This is a genomic window from Vibrio alfacsensis, assembly GCF_019670485.1.
GTDB lineage: Bacteria > Pseudomonadota > Gammaproteobacteria > Enterobacterales > Vibrionaceae > Vibrio > Vibrio alfacsensis.
In genome coordinates, this window is the sequence record NZ_AP024165.1 from 1934588 (window position 1) to 1952825 (window position 18238).

Sequence of the window (18238 nt, forward strand, 5' to 3'; positions counted from 1 at the left end):
ATATCTTAGTTTTGTGTCTTCGTGGATAGGACACAAGTAGGACAATCCAAATTCGAATGTAAAGTACTAATAATTAAATGATTAATCTCGACGCCTATCAGGACCTTTTGGCTCCAATTAACCAATTCTTACAGTGCAGCACCCCAGATGAATGGGTTGAACAAGCCAAAAAACCAGAAAACCTGCCTACCATTTTACTCGATCATCTGCTTTGCGAACTAAAAGCGGGTCAATCTGCTATGTTCCTCATTCGTAAATACGCAGTCGACAAAGCAAGCTCACATGCCCTGCTCGATTGGTTCAAACCTTATGAAGATTTCGCTTACCGCAAGACAGGTTCGTTAGCGACGTTAAAAGGTAAAAGCAATATATCAAAATCGATCATAGCTAAGTCTGATTCACCCTATAGCCAAGAACTGATCGATAAGATGGTTCTACTCATCAAAGAAGAACTTCATCACTTCTATCAAGTACTAGAAATCATGGATAGCCGAGGAGTCGAATACAAAAACATTCCAGCTAGCCGCTACGCAAAGACGCTCATTTCCCACATGAAAACACATGAGCCAGACACTCTCATTGATAAACTCATTATCGGTGCTTACATTGAAGCACGTTCGTGTGAGCGTTTTGCAAAACTAGCCCCGCATATGGATGAAGACATTGCTAAATTCTATGTCTCTCTACTTCGTTCAGAGGCTCGGCATTACCAAGATTACTTAGTACTTGCAGAACAAATTGCTGGTAAAGACATCAGTGAAAGAGTCGCTTACTTTGGACAAATAGAAGCAGAGCTGATCTCAACACCGGATTCTGACTTTAAGTTTCATAGTGGTATTCCAGCCTAGTCACAGCCTACTTGATCGCTATGTAATCAAGACCCACTCTTCAGAAATACAACGCCGAGCATTTCAAGCTCGGCTTTAGTAATACGTGCTACATTTTCAACGTGTGTGAGATTACCTACCCTTTACATAACTGAAGATTAAGTGCATGGTTCAAATGGATACAACCATGTATCTCGATCGCTCTCAATGCCAATGACCTAACATTAGTACAGGATGATTAAATCTCAACTTTAAGCCTCTAAGAACATCTCTCACAGGATTACATCAAGATAACACCGCCATTTTGTAATACAAATTAATTGCAATTTTTCAGCATTACAACGTACTGACCAACCATTTCTATCTGACTATTCTTTCACTACGGTCGCTCTAAAACATACCAGTTTGCCAAGTAAGTCCCGCTTAAAGGCGATCAAAGTCTCATTTGTATGATAAATTTAGTGCTATTACCACTTATCACCATTTTGTATTTGCAAATTCTGGATGAGACATTAAGATAAAAGCATATAATCATACAATACGATATTTGGAGTCTGATATGACAAAACCTGTCATTGGTTTCATCGGCCTAGGTCTGATGGGTGGAAACATGGTTGAGAACTTACAAAACCGTGGTTACGAATTAAACGTAATGGATTTGAATAAAGACGCTGTTGCTGCTTGCGTTGCTCGTGGCGCTAAAACAGTAAACACACCAAAAGAGCTTGCTCAAGCAAGTGACATCGTGATGCTATGCCTAACAACATCTGACGTTGTAGAAAAGATCGTTTACGGTGAAGATGGTATCCTAGCAGGCATCAAAGAAGGCGCGACTTTGATCGACTTCGGTACATCTATCCCTGCTTCTACTCGTAAGATCGGTGCTGATCTTGCTGCGAAAGGTGCAGGCATGATTGATGCTCCTCTTGGCCGCACTCCGGCTCACGCTAAAGACGGCCTACTAAACATCATGGCTGCAGGTGACATCGAAACATTTAACAAGGTTAAGCCGGTATTAGATGATCAAGGCGAGAACGTATTCTACTTGGGTGCGCTGGGTTCTGGTCATGTAACCAAGCTCGTGAATAACTTCATGGGGATGACAACCGTAGCAACAATGTCTCAGGCATTCGCGGTTGCTAAACGCGCTGGCGTAGACGGTCAACAGCTGTTCGACATCATGTCTGCAGGCCCTTCGAATTCTCCTTTCATGCAGTTCTGTAAGTTCTACGCTGTAGACGGTGAAGAGAAGCTAGGTTTCTCAATCGCAAACGCAAATAAAGATCTAGGTTACTTCCTAGAAATGGTTAAAGACCTTGGTACTGAATCTCTCATCGCTGAAGGCACTTCTAAGAGTCTACAAGCAGCAGTAGACCAAGGCCTTGGTCAAAATGACGTTCCAGTTATCTTTGACTACTTTGCAGAGCTAGAAGCTTAATTACCCTTTCTAAACCTACTTTAAAGCCTTGTTATGTTCTCCCATAGCAAGGCTCTTTTGTACCCGCCTCTCGATCTTCAAATCTTTATTTTCTTTGCTCTAACGATGACATCACACATTTGAACTGTATATATATACAGATTTTTAAGTTCGTCTATTATTCGCCAGTTTATTTGTTGTAGAATTTTATCATGAAGCATTACCTAGAATCTGGCATCCGCGAGCTTGTTGAACAATTTCAAGCGAATGGAAAACCTTGCCCATCAAACCAAACCATTGAAGAACGTCGCACGGGTTATATTGGCAGTACTGTTTTAGCAGGTGAGAGCCCAACATTGCACAGTGAATATTTAGATGTGATGAATGGCATTCAAGTTAAAGTTTATAAGCCAACGAGCGAAGTAAATTTACCCATCACCATCTACTTTCATGGTGGCTGTTTTATTAGTGGTGGTATTGAAACGCATGAGACTCAGCTCAGACAAATCGCCTTGCTTTCTAATACCATCGTTATCTGTATTACATACCGACTTGCGCCAGAACATACCTATCCTGCGGCACATGATGATGTTTACCAGGCGGTGCTCGGCATCAAAGAACATGGCCATAAATATGGTGGGAATACCGAACAAATAGTATTTATCGGCGATAGCGCTGGAGGCCAATTAGCATTAGCGACAACGCTTAGACTCAAGACTTTACAGGATTGGTATCCGAGCCAACAAATTCTTATCTACCCAATGTTAGATCCTAAGGGCTGCTCACAAAGCTACCGTGAAAATGGGAGCGACTATATTATTACCGCCAACATGCTTCTTTCTGGTTTCGATTTATACACAAACAGAGAATCCAGAATCACGACCGAACCGGAGCTTAACCTTTTAAGCAGTGACTTTAGCGGCTTACCTAAAACAACGATCATCACCGCTGAGTTTGATCCACTGCGTGACGAGGGCGAACAGCTCTACAAGTTAATGCTCTCTCATGGTGTCGACGTTTACTGTGAACGATACCTGGGGGTCATTCATGGCTTCTTCCAACTTTCTGGAGTGAGTGGTTCAGCAAAACGCTGCATCACTGCGGTTTCAAACCAAATAAAATCTTCTCCATTGATAGCAGTTTGAAACCGCAGTGCTCCCCATCCCTCATTCCAACTAGCCAAATTGATGAAAGAGACAAATAGCTATCTCTGTGAAGAGAAGTAAACAAACAAATAAAAAAATCCCACAGCATCATCACTGTGGGATTTTTTATTAACTAGAATCCGTTGAGTAAAAGCTAGCTCTTCGCGTTAGCTAACTTTGGGTTCTTAGGCCCTCGCGCTGCATTCACAAGCAAGACGCCCACCGAGAGAACCATCGCACCACACAAAATGAACAGTAGTCGACCTGTAGGCTCGTTTGGAATCAGAGCCATTGCTAGGATACCAAAGCCCGCTACGCTGATAAGCTTACCAAGCATGCCGCGCTGTTTTGTATCTAGGTTCTGTTGCTCTTCACTGTCGGCCACAAGCGGCGTGTTCCAGTTCTCAAATAATTGAGCCACTTCTTTCTCACGCTCAGGTGATAGGCCTTTGTAGAAACGTGTTGTCAGTAGGAAGAAGCCACCGGTGAAGACAACGTGTGCGGCTAAGCTCAAGCCAACTTTCAGGTCAGCCCACTCACGTGCTGTAAACGCTTGCTCTAGACCGAATAGGCGCTCGACGTCTTCTGCTTGTAGCGAAATACCGAAGATGTAAGAAACAAAGCCACCAACAACCAGTGTTGCCCAACCCGCCCAATCCGGCGTCTTACGAATCCACATACCAAGTAGTACAGGAATCAACATTGGGAAACCAATTAATGCGCCCACGTTCAGTACAATATCGAACAAGCTCAAGTGACGCAGCGAGTTAATGAATAGACCGATACCAATGATGATGAAGCCCATCACGATAGTCGTTGCTTTACTCACGATAACCAGCTCTTTTTGTGACGCTTGTGGACGTACAATCGGGCTGTAGAAGTTCATCACAAAGATACCTGCGTTACGGTTCAAACCTGAGTCCATTGAAGACATGGTCGCCGCAAACATTGCTGACATCAGAAGACCTACCATACCTGCTGGCATTACGTTTTGTACGAATGCTAGGTAAGCTGCGTCTCCACCTACTGAGCCGTACTGCTCTGCGAAGTCAGGCATAAATGCCGCTACGTACCAAGGTGGAAGGAACCAAATAATAGGACCGACAATCATTAGCACACAAGCAAGGCCTGCTGCTTTACGCGCGTTTTCACTGTCTTTTGCACATAGGTAGCGGTAAGCGTTGATGCTGTTGTTCATTACACCGAACTGTTTAACAAAGATGAACACTACCCAAAGGATAAAGATACTGACATAGTTCAGATTGTTACCCAGCATGAAGTCGCCGTGGAAGTTCGATACGATGTTGCCAATACCACCACCATGGAAGTAAGCCGCGACCGCACAGGTAATGGTTACTGCCATAATAACCAGCATCTGCATAAAATCAGACGCGACAACCGCCCAAGAACCGCCTGTAACCGCCATAAGCATCAGAACTAAGCCCGTTACTACGATGGTTGCTTCCATTGGGATGTTGAATACCGCTGCAACAAAGATAGCCAAACCGTTTAACCAAATACCCGCAGAGATCAAGCTGTCAGGCATACCAGCCCAAGTGAAGAACTGCTCTGAAGTTTTACCAAAACGTTGGCGAATCGCTTCAATCGCCGTTACAACACGTAGTTGGCGGAACTTGGGAGCAAAGTAGATATAGTTCATAAAGTAGCCAAATGCGTTGGCTAAGAATAGGATGACAACAACGAAACCGTCGTTGAATGCGCGTCCTGCGGCACCTGTAAACGTCCATGCTGAAAATTGCGTCATGAAGGCGGTAGCACCTACCATCCACCACAACATCTTACCGCCCCCTCGGAAGTAATCACTAGTCGATGTTGTAAACTTTCGGAACATCCAACCTATTGCGATTAAAAAGAAGAAGTAGGCAAGAACAACAAGAGTATCAATAGTCATTTTTTCAGCCTTTTAAGTATCATCATTAACTGACTCCTAGATTACTCAACTTTAATCTTCATTTGTACTACAATAATCTTTTATTGTGATCTCAAACAAAAGTTATCGTGCTAATGAATATTGAGGCTTGCGAAGTAAAATAAAGGCTTAACGTTTAAATAATCAATATCACCGCCATGGCAAAACAAATATTGTATTACAAATATAATTAAGTTTTATTCAGGTTATTTATGATGAATTGCATTGATTCTAGTACAGATAAAAAAAGCGAGCCTCTGGGCTCGCTTCAGACTGCTGACAAAGGTCTAGCTTTCAAGCTAGACCTTTGATCTAATAGGGGTATCGAAATATGGATACTCCGACATGCTTCAAGAACCGACTCCGCAACAATACGAACTGGAAATGGTAACGATGGAACAGTTGGTTCCTAAAGACCATTTAGTGCGTAAAATCGATAATGCTATCGACTTTGAATTCATTCGTGATGAAGTCGCTCATCTTTATTGTAAAGATAATGGGCGTCCACCTGTTGACCCTGTTCGTCTCTTCAAAATCATCTTACTTGGCTACATCTTTGGCATAAAAAGTGAGCGTCAGCTCGTTAAAGAAATTGAAGTGAATGTCGCTTACCGTTGGTTCTTACGGATGTCATTAACAGAGAAAGTCATTCACGCATCTACTCTCAGCCAAAACCGCATTCGTCGCTTTAATGGCACGGATGTATTCGAACGTATTTTTATTAATATCGTAGAGCAAGCCATATCGAAAGGTTTGGTCGCGGGTCAAGAGCTCTTTACGGACAGTACTCATCTCAAAGCGAACGCCAACAAGAATAAACACACCAATAAAGTCACGGCGGTTCGCGCGAGTGCCTATCTTGATATGCTGGATGAAGACGTCACGTTAGACCGAGAAATAGCGGGCAAGAAGCCGCTTAAGGCTCGCGGATCAGAGTCAAAAACAAAGAATACTAAAACCAGTACTACTGACCCAGAGAGTGGCTTCATGACTCGTGATAATAAGCCACAAGGCTTCTTCTATCTCGACCATAGAACCGTTGATGGTCAACACGGAATTATCCTCGATACCTATACCACTGCAGGTAACATCAATGACTCACAACCTTACGTTCAACGCTTAGATTACACGCTTGCCACATTCCAATTGAACCCGATAGCTGTTGGACTGGATGCAGGCTACTTTACCGCCCCAGTGGCGGAGTCACTTGAACGTCGAGGTATTCTTGGCGTGTTCGGTTATCGACGCCCATCGAGAACGAAAAATACATTCAAAAAGAAACACTTTACTTACGACGCACAAAGAGACAGCTACCAATGCCCGAATGGTCAGGAGTTGCTTTATAAAACCACATCACGTGATGCCTACCGAGAATACCATTCAGACCCCAAAGAGTGTGCGTTCTGTCCAATGAGGAATGACTGCACTCAAAGCAAAAACATGAAGAAAGTGATTGCTCGGCATATCTATAGCGATGCAGTAGAGAGAGCAAATCAAATGCGGCTCTCTTCCTACGGAAAAAAGACTTATCGACGTCGAAGTGAAACCGTAGAACGGAGCTTCGCAGACGCCAAGCAACATCATGGTCATCGTTATGCTCGCTTTCGAGGTCTAGCCAATGTGCAAATGCAATGTTGGTTGGCAGCAGCAGCTCAAAACATCAAGAAGATAGCGTTGGTGATGAGTTATCTACGAAAAATGGGCTTAAACATGGCAGAAATAAGGCAAATACTTGCTTCTGTATGCCTATGTAATGAATGGAAACTTCTGCGCACGATATAACAAAAAATATCGCGATCGCGACCTACGGTCGCTTCCAAAAAAGAACCCCGCTTAAAAAGCGGGGTTCGTCATCAATCTGAAGCGAGCCTCTGGGCTCGCTTGATATGCTTTTGGTATGTTCTTAAGCTTACAACAGTAATTATGCTACGTGAGCGACTGCATCGCGAACCAACGTACCCAGTTCATCCCACTTACCTTCATCGATAAGTTTTGTTGGCACCATCCAAGTACCGCCACATGCCAGTACTGATGGGATAGACAGGTACTCGTCTACGTTACCTAGGCTAACGCCACCTGTTGGCATGAATTTCACTGGGTAAACGGCCGTTAGTGCCTTGAGCATACCAACACCGCCAGATGGCTCAGCAGGGAAAAACTTAAGTGTACGCAGACCCATTTCCATTGCTTGCTCAACAAGGCTTGGGTTGTTTACGCCCGGTACGATAGCCACGCCTTTGTCTAGGCAGTATTGAACCGTGCGAGGGTTAAAACCAGGGCTTACGATAAAGTCCACGCCAGCTTCGATCGCTTGGTCAACTTGCTCGTTAGTTAGAATCGTTCCTGCACCGATCAGCATTTCTGGGAACTCAGCGCGCATAGCACGAATCGCTTCTGCAGCACACTCTGTGCGGAACGTGATTTCAGCGCAAGGCATACCGTTTTCAACCAAAGTGCGGCCAAGAGGGATCGCATCTTCTGCTTTGTTGATGGCAATAACAGGAATTACTTTTAGGTTTGCTAGTTGTTCGTTTAATGTCGTCATAAGAGTGTACTCGTCGTCGTTAACTTGAGTTCGATAAATCACTACGGAGCGCCGACTACTCAACGATCCGCAAAAGAATTACAAAGGAAGATCTGGCATCACATCACGTGGAATGATGGCACCTTTGTGTTGAATAACCGCGCCAGCCATACAGTGACCAGAGTAAGCCGATTCAGCTGCATTACCGCCAGTCAAACGCTTCGCCAAGAAGCCTGCACTGAAAGAGTCACCTGCCGCTGTTGTATCAATCACGTTGTCGACTTTATTTGGCGCCACGTATTGCGCTTCGCCATTCGCCACAACCAAGCAATCTTTGCTACCACGTTTGATGATGATTTCATCCACGCCCAGTGCAGAGGTTCTCTCGATGCACTGTTCTAAATGCTCATCACCGTAAAGCATTTGCTCGTCTTCAAATGTGAGCAAAGCAATATCTGTGTGCTTAAGGATTTTGAGATACCAAGACATGGCATTTTCACGGCTTTCCCATAGTTTCGGACGGTAGTTGTTATCGAAAATAACCTTACCACCTTGCGCCTTGAAACGTTCAAGGAAGCCAAACAGTTGCGCCTTACCCTCTTCAGTAAGAATCGCTAATGTAATGCCACTCAAATAAACCGCATCGTAAGAATAAAGGGTGTCGACCAGTACCGGAGATTCATTCTGTTCAAATAAGAACTTCGCGGCCGCTTCATTACGCCAATAGTGGAAGTAACGTTCACCAGTTTCATCCGTTTCGATGTAGTAAATACCTGGTTGTTTATCTTTAACTGAAAGAACTAGGCTAGTATCGATGCCCTCTTCTTGCCATGCTGAAAGCATTTCTTGGCTAAAAGGATCGTTACCGAGTGCGGTCACATAGCTAATCTTAATATCGTGAGCTTTGGTCAAACGAGATAAATACAGTGCGGTATTCAACGTATCACCACCGAATGACTGTTTTAGCTGACCTTCCTTTTTCTGTAGCTCAACCATACATTCGCCAATGACCGCGATGTTTAATGATTTCATGTTGTCACCTTAGCAACTGAGGTTGCGCTATAGATTATTTTAAGAAGTCTTCACGAGCTGGGTTGAAGATGTCTAGAAGAATACTGTCTTGCTCTAGTGCTACCGCACCGTGCATCATGTGCTTACGAGCAAAGTATGCGTCGCCTTCTTTTAGTACTTTCTTTTCACCCTCAATTTCCGCTTCAAAGCTGCCACGTACTACGTAACCGATTTGATCGTGAATGTCGTGAGTATGCGGAGCGCCAATTGCGCCTTTGTCGAAGCATAGATGAACTGCCATTAGATCGTCAGTGTAAGCAACTATTTTACGCTTGATACCGCTACCTAACTCTTCCCATGGGTGCTCGTCTAAAACAAAAAAAGAATTCATCGTCATACTCCTAAAAAGTCTCTATTAAAGCTCACCCTGCTAAACTCTCTTCTCCTATGTACTTTTTATTCAAAGCCAAAATCAAAGAGAAAGGATTCGCTGCTGAATTGGTAACGAGCATATCCGATCAGCCTCATTTGTAATACAATATATCTAAAAATATGTGACATTCGTCAAATGGAACGATCTAAATCATTTCACTTATCGATTGATAACGCACAAGCATCAGTCATAAAAAGGATTTTTACACCATTGCAAATCAATGGTTTATATTAATCAACGTGATTTTACTCTCTCTTTTCACCACAAAACCTACAAACAAACTTAATATTGTATTACTTTATTGAAAGTTTAAGAAAACAACACACTTCATCTGAGGGTGGTAAAGAAAATGACTACACAACCGATTTTGTTGACTGAAGCAGAAGTCGAACTACTAAGAAAGGAAGTAGGAAAGCCGAGCTTAATGGGCAAATCCATTGAAGCGAATCGCAAGGAACTTGAAACCTTTATGCGTCTGCCTCTAGACGTACCAGGTCACGGCGAAGCGGGTGGCTACGAGCACAACCGCCACAAACAAAACTATACCTACATGAACTTAGCGGGTCGCTTGTTCTTGATCACTCAAGAAGACAAGTACGCGCAGTTCGTTAAAGATCTTCTTGCTATTTACGCAGAGAAATACCTAACTTTTGATTTCCACATTCAGAAAAACACTAACCCAACAGGTCGTCTTTTCCACCAGATCCTTAATGAACACTGTTGGTTAATGTTTACTAGCCTTGCATACTCTTGCGTGGCATCAGTGATGACAGAAGAAGAGCGCACAGCCGTTGTTGAGCGTATTTTCGAACCAATGCTAGACATGTTCACAGTGAAATACGCGCACGATTTCGACCGTATTCACAACCACGGTATCTGGGCAGTTGCGGCTGTTGGGATCTGTGGTCTAGCCATTGGCAAACCTGAATATCTAGAGATGTCGGTGTACGGTCAAGACCGTGATGATACCGGCGGCTTCTTAGCGCAAATCTCACAGTTGTTCGCCCCTTCTGGTTACTACATGGAAGGCCCGTACTACCATCGTTATGCGATTCGTCCAACTTGTGTATTTGCAGAAGTCGTACACCGTCACATGCCTGAAGTAGACATCTACAACTACAAAGACAAAGTGATTGGCAACACAGTACAAGCGATGCTGGCAACCGCTTATCCGAATGGTGAGTTCCCTGCCCTAAACGACGCATCTCGTACCATGAGCATTACCGACATGGGCGTTCAAGTTGCAGTAAGCGTATACAGCAAGCACTATGGTTTCCAAGGCGACAGAAGTCTTGATGACAACATCCTAGGTATGGCGAAAATTCAAAACGCCGTTTGGATGCACCCATGCGGTCTTGAGCTTTCTCAAGCTTACGATAAAGCAATCGCAGACCGTGAAATCGGCATGCCTTTCTGGCCGAGTGTGGAGCTCAACGAAGGTCCAACTGGTAACAACGGAGCACAAGGCTTTATCCGTATGCAGGATAAAACCGGTGATGTGTCACAGCTTGTGATGAACTACGGTCAACACGGCATGGGACATGGTAACTTCGATACGCTTGGCATTACCTTCTTCAACCGTGGTCAAGAAGTACTGCGTGAATACGGCTTCTGTCGCTGGGTAAACGTTGAGCCTAAATTCGGCGGTCGTTACCTAGACGAAAACAAATCGTACGCACGTCAAACTATCGCGCACAACGCGGTAACGATTGATGAGCAATGTCAGAATGGTTTCGATGTAGACCGCGCTGATTCAGTGCACGGTTTGCCTCACTTCTTCAAAGTAGAAGGCACTGAAATCAACGGTATGAGTGCGTTTGCGAACGACCATTACCCGAATACAGACATGCAGCGCAGTGTGTTCATGCTTAACCTAGATGAGCTTGAAGCACCGCTATTGCTAGACCTTTACCGCATTGAAAGTGAAGGCGAGCACCAGTACGACTACTCTCATCAATACGATGGTCAAATCGTACGCACTAACTTCGATTACCAAAGCTTTGGTGAACTGAACACGCTCGGCGATGACTTCGGTTACCAACACCTTTGGAAAGTAGCGAGCGGCAAAGTGCAAGATATGGCACTGGTTAGCTGGCTACAAAACAACACCTACTACACTTGGTTAGGCACAAGCAGCAGCGCGAAACAGAACGGCGATAATGAAGTAATCTTCACTCGCACTGGCGCCAATGACCCAAGCTTTAACCTACGTAGCGAACCAGCATTCATTCTGCGCAGCAAAGGCGAATCGACGCTATTTGCTTCTGTGCTAGAAACACACGGCTACTTCAACGAAGAGTTTGAGCAATCGGTGAATGCACGTGGTCAGGTGAAAGATATCCGCGTCGTGGGTTACAACGCCGTTGGCAGCATTGTAGAAATCACCACTGAAAAATCACTAGTTACTGTGATGATCAGCAATGTGCTAGGCGCTGACGACCAAACCCCACACCAAGTAGAAATGAACGGTAAAACCTACAGCTGGAATGGCTTCTATTCTCTAGAAGTGAACGCATTCGGGCAGGAGAAATAATAATGAGCTACCAAACCCAGTCTTACCAACCGCTATTAATGAACTTTGAAGAAGCGGCAGAACTAAGCAAAGCACTTGGCACGGATAGCCTATTAGGAAATGCATTAGCACGTGACATCAAACAAACTGACGCTTACATGGCCGAGGTAGGTATTGAAGTTCCAGGTCACGGCGAAGGCGGCGGTTACGAGCACAACCGTCACAAGCAAAACTACATCCACATTGATCTAGCGGGTCGCCTATTCCTTATCACTGGCGAACAGAAGTACCGCGATTACATCGTGGACATGCTAACGGCTTACGCGAAAGTTTACCCGACGCTAGAAAGCAACACCAGCCGTGACTCTAACCCTCCGGGTAAGATCTTCCACCAAACTCTGAACGAGAACATGTGGATGCTATACGCCTCTTGTGCGTACAGCTGCGTTTACCACACGTTGGAAGAAGAGCAAAAAACGCTGATTGAAAACGACCTGTTCAAACAAATGATTGAGCTGTTCGTAGTCACTTACGGTCACGACTTCGACATCGTACACAACCATGGTCTTTGGGCAGTAGCAGCCGTCGGTATCTGTGGTTACGCAATTAACGATCAAGATGCGGTAGACAAAGCACTTTACGGCTTGAAACTGGACAAAGTCAGCGGCGGCTTCCTAGCTCAGTTAGACCAACTGTTCTCGCCAGACGGCTACTACATGGAAGGTCCTTACTACCACCGGTTCTCGCTACGTCCAATCTACCTATTTGCAGAAGCGATTGAACGTCGTCAGCCTGAGCTTGGTATTTACGAGTTCAACGACTCGGTCATCAAGACCACGTCTTACGCCGTATTTAAGACGGCATTCCCAGATGGTACTTTGCCTGCACTGAACGATTCATCGAAGACGATTTCGATCAACGATGAAGGCGTAATCATGGCAACATCGGTATGTTTCCACCGTTACGAGCAGTCTGAAACGCTACTTGGCATGGCAGACCACCAGCAAGACGTTTGGGTTCATATCTCAGGCAAAACATTGTCTGACGCGGTTGCAGCAACAGACAACATCAAACCATTCAACTGGGGTAGCCTATTCGTAACTGACGGTCCAGAGGGCGAAAAAGGCGGCGTAAGCATTCTTCGTCACCGTGACGAGCAAGACGACGACACGATGGCGCTTATCTGGTTTGGTCAGCACGGTAGCGATCACCAGTACCACTCAGCGCTAGACCACGGTCACTACGATGGTCTGCACCTGAGCGTGTTTAACCGCGGTCATGAAGTGCTGCACGATTACGGTTTTGGTCGCTGGGTAAACGTTGAGCCTAAATTTGGCGGTCGTTACATCCCAGAGAACAAGTCTTACTGTAAGCAAACGGTCGCGCACAACACAGTAACGGTTGACCAAAAGACACAAAACAACTTCGACACAGCGCTAGCAGAAACCAAGTTCGGTTCTAAGCACTTCTTCAAAGCTGATGACGAAAAACTGCAAGGCATGAGTGGTCGTATTTCTGGTTACTACAACGGCGTAGACATGCAGCGCAGCATCATTCTTGCTGAATTGCCAGAGTTCGAAAAACCGCTTGTGATTGATGTTTATCGCATCGAAGCAGACCAAGAGCACCAATATGACTTGCCAGTACACTACTCTGGTCAAATCATCCGTACGGATTTTGAATACGATGTAGAAAGCATGCTGCGTCCAATGGGCGAAGACAACGGCTACCAGCATCTATGGAATGTGGGTTCGGGTAAAGTGCAAGGCAGCTCGCTTGTAAGTTGGTTGCACGACAGCAGCTACTACTCGTTAATCACTAGTGCAGCAAACGGCGGTGAAGTGTTCTTCGCACGCACTGGCGCAAATGATCCAGACTTCAACTTGAAGAGCGAACCAGCACTGATCTTACGTCAATCTGGTCAGAACCACGTGTTTGCTTCTGTATTAGAGACACACGGTTACTTTAATGAGTCTATCGAAGCATCGGTTGGCGCTCGTGGTCTAGTAGAGTCAGTAACCGTCGTTGGCAACAACGAAGTGGGTACCGTGATTCGCCTGCAAACGACAACAGGCAATACTTACCACTTCGCTATCTGCAACCTAGACGAAAACAAGCAAAACGCGGCACATCGCGTTGAGTTCGACGGTGTGACTTACACTTGGGACGGCGCATTCGCACAAATTTAATCTTTAGCTAGTCACTAAAAATTAATGTAAAAATCGGGAACTAATTCAAAGCCGGACGTCATGTCCGGCTTTTTTGATCTAAAGCACGAATGCAAATACGGACGCTTACTTATCAGTCTGTTTAGCAGGCTAATTAGTTAATAAGTTTGATTATTTGAGGTATGCATCATACATATTGATGTAACTCATCAACCTTTATTGTAATACAATAGTATTGGCCTTGTGATGTGCTTAACCTATCCTAACAGTGGATTCTCCAGCACTCATATAACAACCGAACACCATAAATAAGAATAGGTCGCCGACATATCGTCTTGTGGCCAATAAAATGATGAATGAGGATCATTGTGATTAAAGGAAATTTATCCACCCTAGATAACTGTCATGAGCTATCTGAAAAACTGTTAGAAGTTATCGCAAGTGTTAAACAACAACTGAAAAACAACGTCGAAAATGGTAAATACAATCTAGAAGGCGAAGATGTCTTCTTTTTTGTTGTTGATGATCATACTCAATCACTTGAAGAACGAAAATCAGAATGCCATCGCAAATACCTAGATGTGCAAATCCTTCTTTCCGGTGAAGAGCGATTTGGCTACAGTTTCAAGCCGTTCAACAGTATCGCCGAAGATAAATTCGAAAGTAATGACGTAGCGTTTAGCGAAGATATTACCGAAGAGAGATTTGTTGACTTACAACCTGAAGACTTCGTGATTTTTGCAACGCAGCAACCTCATCGCCCTCTTGTTGCGCTCAATAAACCTATGGCTGTGCGTAAAGCCATCATTAAAGTAGCCAATGACTGGTTAAACTCATAATTCGATTCTAAATCAATATCCCCCTTCCGATGCACTCAGTCATAGGGGGATTGAACGACGATAAAACCCTAATCATCTAGTCATACATCAAGTTTTCAGCTTTCTTTAAATCAAACTCATTCAGAGACTTACGCGCCAAGTGCCTAAATGGCAATGCTTTGACTATCTCCTCAAACGGCATGACAGCGAACGCCCAGAAAAAAGAAAGGTCCCAATGAAGAATGATCAACGCACACAGAGGTATGGAAATAATCCACTGGCCTGTGAAGTTAATCTTGAATACTTCTGTCGTCTTGCCTAATGCACGTAAAACATGCCCATGTACCGTGTTATAACCACGTACAATTGGCAACAAAATGTATAACGGTGCAATGGAAGCAAGCGAGACATACGTACTTGGGTCCAAATCTGGATATAAGTCCGGTAGAACAAAACTCAGAGCGAGAAAGAATGCGGCAGATACAAATGAGATTATTACAGCCATATCGATACTGATATCGACGTTCTTGCGTAGTTCATCCATTTGTCGAGACCCAATCGCTTGGCTAATCGTAATCGCTGAAGAATGCGCCCATGCAGTAATGAACTGTGTGCCTGCTTTAATCCAAGGCATCACAATTGTCATGGCGACATAAGCATTCAAGGTAAGCTGCGAGTATAACAGCATATAAATAGTCGCACCGGTTTGCAGCATAGTCACGTTTGCTGCAACGGGGAAAATCTCTTTGAAGTGGTTGAGCGTGTTACTCTTCAATGACGCATCCAAACTTTGGATCGACAAGACAATGGAATCATCTAACTTAATACACAAGGTCAAGTACAAAAGTCGCACCATTATAGCGATTAAACTGCCTGCTGCTGCACCTTGAACACCAATACCTTCAAAGCCGAACAAACCATGAATTAAGGCATAAGACATTGCCATGTTTACAGGTAACTCAATTAAGTAACCTTTAAACGGCACTTTAGTTCTACCTAACGCATTAAACAACGCAATCATTACTTGGGTTATCGCATTGAAAATAATGATGAACTTTGCAACCGCTAGGTAACGTTCCGTCTCTGCATACAGAGCAACATTATCAGTCAACTTACTGATCAACACTTTGTCAAAGGCGGTAATTAGCGTCCAAAATAAGACCGCGACCAAAACGTTGATAATTAAGCCTGCCCAAAAACCTTTGTTCAACGAAAGATGTTGTCCGGAACCTACCGCTCGGCTAAGTACCAATTGAGAACCATTCGCCAATGCCATTTGAATCCCTAGCACAAAAGACACGATAGTGGTCGCAATACCCATTGCAGCAAGGGAAATTTCACCGAGAGGTGATACAAGGAAAGTGTCGATCATTAGCATCGATTGCATTAACAATGCATTCAAAGCCAAGGGCCAAGCGAGAGATAAATTTTTTCTTACGTAGGATTGGGAAGCCATGCTAGACCTTTAAAAATTGTAATAGAAGACCGCTATCATCGATAACCACCATCACAACAAGCCGTTGTCATCAGCACTAGAATGCTAGCTCTGCCCTCTTCTTATGTGCTTAATGTAAAATCAAACACATATAGGGTTATCAAGCATTGACAACCTGAGACAGTTTTTGGTTTTCGTCATTAAGCAAAGTGTGCGATGCCAAGCGAGCTTGATCTCCATTTCCCGCCATAATGGCATCATATATCTCGCGATGCTCTTCAATGCAAAATCGACCACCTTCGGCTGAATGATCGATAAACAGCTTAAAAATGGTAGAGAGAATATTACTAAACGGAATATAGAATTGATTCCCCGTTGAAAGGAAAATTGTCTGGTGAAATAAGTGATCATTAACCGTCCAATCATCATAATCATAACGTTCAGCGGCCAAAGTCATACGCTGAAAAATGACAGACAATTCCTTTCTGTGCTCTGCTGTCGCATTACTTGCAGCCAATGCACAAGCTTCTGGTTCTATGGCTTTACGTAACCCTAAAAACTGAGCCAAAAATGGTTCAGTATTCTCAAGATCTCGGATCCAATCTAAGAGCTGAGGGTCTAAAAAGTGCCAATTGTTACGCTGGCAAACTGTCGTACCCACTTTCGGTTTAGACTCAATAAGCCCTTTTGCAGATAGCAATTTGGTTGACTCACGTAGGGCTGTACGACTAACACCAAATGCATCGCAGAGATCCATTTCACTTGGCAGCCTTTCGTGCTGATTTAACTCACCTGACAGTATTTTACGGGCGATTTGCCTGGCAACTTGCACATGAATCTTACGATGTGAATCTTCTACAAGAGAAAACTGTGCCATTTAGCGCTCCTAATAATTTTTCTTGCAGTGCCCTAACACTGATTAATTTGCAAATAAATAATACAATATTACTCTTTTGTCGCAACCATACACTTTGATAATTGAGTCATAGCAGACAAAACCGCGCCAAATTTGATTGAATACGTGTTATCGATCACAACAGAGAAAAACTCAACGCCACAATTTGTATGAATAATCAGAAAGAAAAAGGAGGGTAATGAAACAATGAACTACACTAAATTGAATACAAACAAACTTAAAACGCACTGTTGAATCGTCATTTGTGAGCATTCTTATATTACGGAAACATCTGCTTGGTAGGTACGGCGAGGGGTGCTATAGTACGGATTAAATAATACATATTTATCAATTAAGTGAAGATTATGTCTGGCGAATTTCATTCTATTTCAGGCTCTAAGCGAAGCCTTCATGTGCAAGTAGCCCGTGAAATTGCACGTGGCATTTTGTCTGGTAAGCTTCCTCAAGGTTCAATCCTACCTGGCGAGATGGCCCTTTGTGAGCAATTTGGCATTAGCCGCACTGCGCTACGTGAGGCGGTAAAACTCCTGACATCTAAAGGATTGCTTGAATCTCGACCAAAAGTAGGCACTCGTGTTATCAACCGTGCTTACTGGAACTTCTTAGATCCTCAACTCATTGAATGGATGGATGGCTTAGCAGACACCGACCAATTCTGTAGTCAGTTCTTAGGTTTAAGGCGAGCAATCGAACCTGAAGCCTGTGCACTGGCCGCAATTCATGCCACAGCAGACCAACGCATTGAATTATCTGAAACTTTCCAACAAATGGTTGAGATTTCGGAGGCGGATGTCTTTGATCAAGAAAGATGGATGACGGTCGATATTCGTTTCCATAGCCTAATCTTCAACGCAACAGGAAATGACTTTTATCTCCCGTTTGGCAATATCTTGACGACAATGTTTATAAACTTCATTGCGCACTCTTCTGAAGAAGGCAGCACTTGCATCAAAGAACACCGTCAGATCTATGATGCCATTATGGCAGGCAATGCAGATAAGGCCCGTCAAGCGTCAGCTAATCACCTGCTAGACTCTAAACATCGACTCGCAGTAGTTAATTAGTTAGTTAGTTAGTTAACGTATTCTATTTTTCAAAAGCA

General features: G+C 44.0%; 14 protein-coding genes. 8 read left to right on the top strand and 6 right to left on the bottom strand.

Annotation, left to right across the window (positions count from 1 at the left end; translation table 11 throughout):
* Positions 1–77: 77 nt before the first annotated feature.
* From miaE to VA249_RS08985, 3 genes are all read left to right on the top strand, one after another.
* Entirely contained in the window at positions 78–848 is a 771-nt protein-coding gene (gene miaE, locus VA249_RS08975; protein WP_221067740.1) for a tRNA isopentenyl-2-thiomethyl-A-37 hydroxylase MiaE, read from the top strand.
* Between the two features lie 538 nt (positions 849–1386).
* On the top strand, positions 1387–2265 hold the full coding sequence (locus tag VA249_RS08980) for an NAD(P)-dependent oxidoreductase (protein ID WP_128810611.1): 879 nt from the start codon (positions 1387–1389) through the stop codon (positions 2263–2265).
* A gap of 191 nt (positions 2266–2456) precedes the next feature.
* A complete protein-coding gene (locus VA249_RS08985) occupies positions 2457–3389 on the top strand; it encodes an alpha/beta hydrolase (RefSeq protein ID WP_221067741.1) in 933 nt (310 codons plus the stop codon).
* 154 nt (positions 3390–3543) lie between these two features.
* Here the strand turns inward: VA249_RS08985 and VA249_RS08990 are convergent, their stop codons facing one another.
* Positions 3544–5301 carry a sodium:solute symporter family transporter gene (locus VA249_RS08990; RefSeq protein ID WP_128810610.1) on the bottom strand — a complete coding sequence of 586 codons (1758 nt, stop codon included), beginning with the start codon at positions 5299–5301 and terminating at the stop codon, positions 3544–3546.
* A 363-nt stretch (positions 5302–5664) separates the two neighbouring features.
* On the opposite strand from VA249_RS08990, the gene VA249_RS08995 reads away from it, so the two are divergent.
* Positions 5665–7101, top strand: a complete 1437-nt coding sequence (locus VA249_RS08995; protein ID WP_221067583.1) for an IS1182 family transposase — start codon at positions 5665–5667, stop codon at positions 7099–7101.
* Positions 7102–7240: 139 nt separating this feature from the next.
* On the opposite strand, the gene VA249_RS09000 is transcribed toward VA249_RS08995, so the two are convergent.
* The 3 genes from VA249_RS09000 to VA249_RS09010 all read right to left on the bottom strand — a co-directional run bounded on the left by VA249_RS09000 (position 7241) and on the right by VA249_RS09010 (position 9245).
* On the bottom strand, positions 7241–7864 hold the full coding sequence (locus VA249_RS09000; RefSeq protein ID WP_005388506.1) for a bifunctional 4-hydroxy-2-oxoglutarate aldolase/2-dehydro-3-deoxy-phosphogluconate aldolase: 624 nt from the start codon (positions 7862–7864) through the stop codon (positions 7241–7243).
* 78 nt (positions 7865–7942) lie between these two features.
* Positions 7943–8875: a 2-dehydro-3-deoxygluconokinase gene (kdgK, locus tag VA249_RS09005; protein ID WP_221067742.1), complete on the bottom strand. Its 933-nt coding sequence runs from the start codon at positions 8873–8875 to the stop codon at positions 7943–7945.
* Between the two features lie 34 nt (positions 8876–8909).
* On the bottom strand, positions 8910–9245 hold the full coding sequence (locus VA249_RS09010) for a cupin domain-containing protein (protein WP_221067743.1): 336 nt from the start codon (positions 9243–9245) through the stop codon (positions 8910–8912).
* A 391-nt stretch (positions 9246–9636) separates the two neighbouring features.
* On the opposite strand from VA249_RS09010, the gene VA249_RS09015 reads away from it, so the two are divergent.
* The 3 genes from VA249_RS09015 to VA249_RS09025 all read left to right on the top strand — a co-directional run bounded on the left by VA249_RS09015 (position 9637) and on the right by VA249_RS09025 (position 14806).
* Positions 9637–11820 (top strand): heparinase II/III domain-containing protein, encoded by a 2184-nt coding sequence (locus tag VA249_RS09015; RefSeq protein WP_221067744.1) that lies wholly within the window; start codon positions 9637–9639, stop codon positions 11818–11820.
* Positions 11821–11822: 2 nt separating this feature from the next.
* On the top strand, positions 11823–13988 hold the full coding sequence (locus tag VA249_RS09020; RefSeq protein WP_221067745.1) for a heparinase II/III domain-containing protein: 2166 nt from the start codon (positions 11823–11825) through the stop codon (positions 13986–13988).
* A 347-nt stretch (positions 13989–14335) separates the two neighbouring features.
* Positions 14336–14806 (top strand): NanQ anomerase/TabA/YiaL family protein, encoded by a 471-nt coding sequence (locus VA249_RS09025; protein ID WP_221067746.1) that lies wholly within the window; start codon positions 14336–14338, stop codon positions 14804–14806.
* A gap of 76 nt (positions 14807–14882) precedes the next feature.
* On the opposite strand, the gene VA249_RS09030 is transcribed toward VA249_RS09025, so the two are convergent.
* Together VA249_RS09030 and VA249_RS09035 are read right to left on the bottom strand one after the other, a co-directional pair.
* On the bottom strand, positions 14883–16172 hold the full coding sequence (locus tag VA249_RS09030) for an MATE family efflux transporter (RefSeq protein WP_242598068.1): 1290 nt from the start codon (positions 16170–16172) through the stop codon (positions 14883–14885).
* 208 nt (positions 16173–16380) lie between these two features.
* On the bottom strand, positions 16381–17097 hold the full coding sequence (locus VA249_RS09035) for a FadR/GntR family transcriptional regulator (protein ID WP_221067748.1): 717 nt from the start codon (positions 17095–17097) through the stop codon (positions 16381–16383).
* Between the two features lie 383 nt (positions 17098–17480).
* Between VA249_RS09035 and VA249_RS09040 the strand changes: the two genes are divergently transcribed.
* Positions 17481–18200 (top strand): FadR/GntR family transcriptional regulator, encoded by a 720-nt coding sequence (locus VA249_RS09040; RefSeq protein WP_128810602.1) that lies wholly within the window; start codon positions 17481–17483, stop codon positions 18198–18200.
* The last annotated feature ends 38 nt before the right edge of the window (positions 18201–18238 follow it).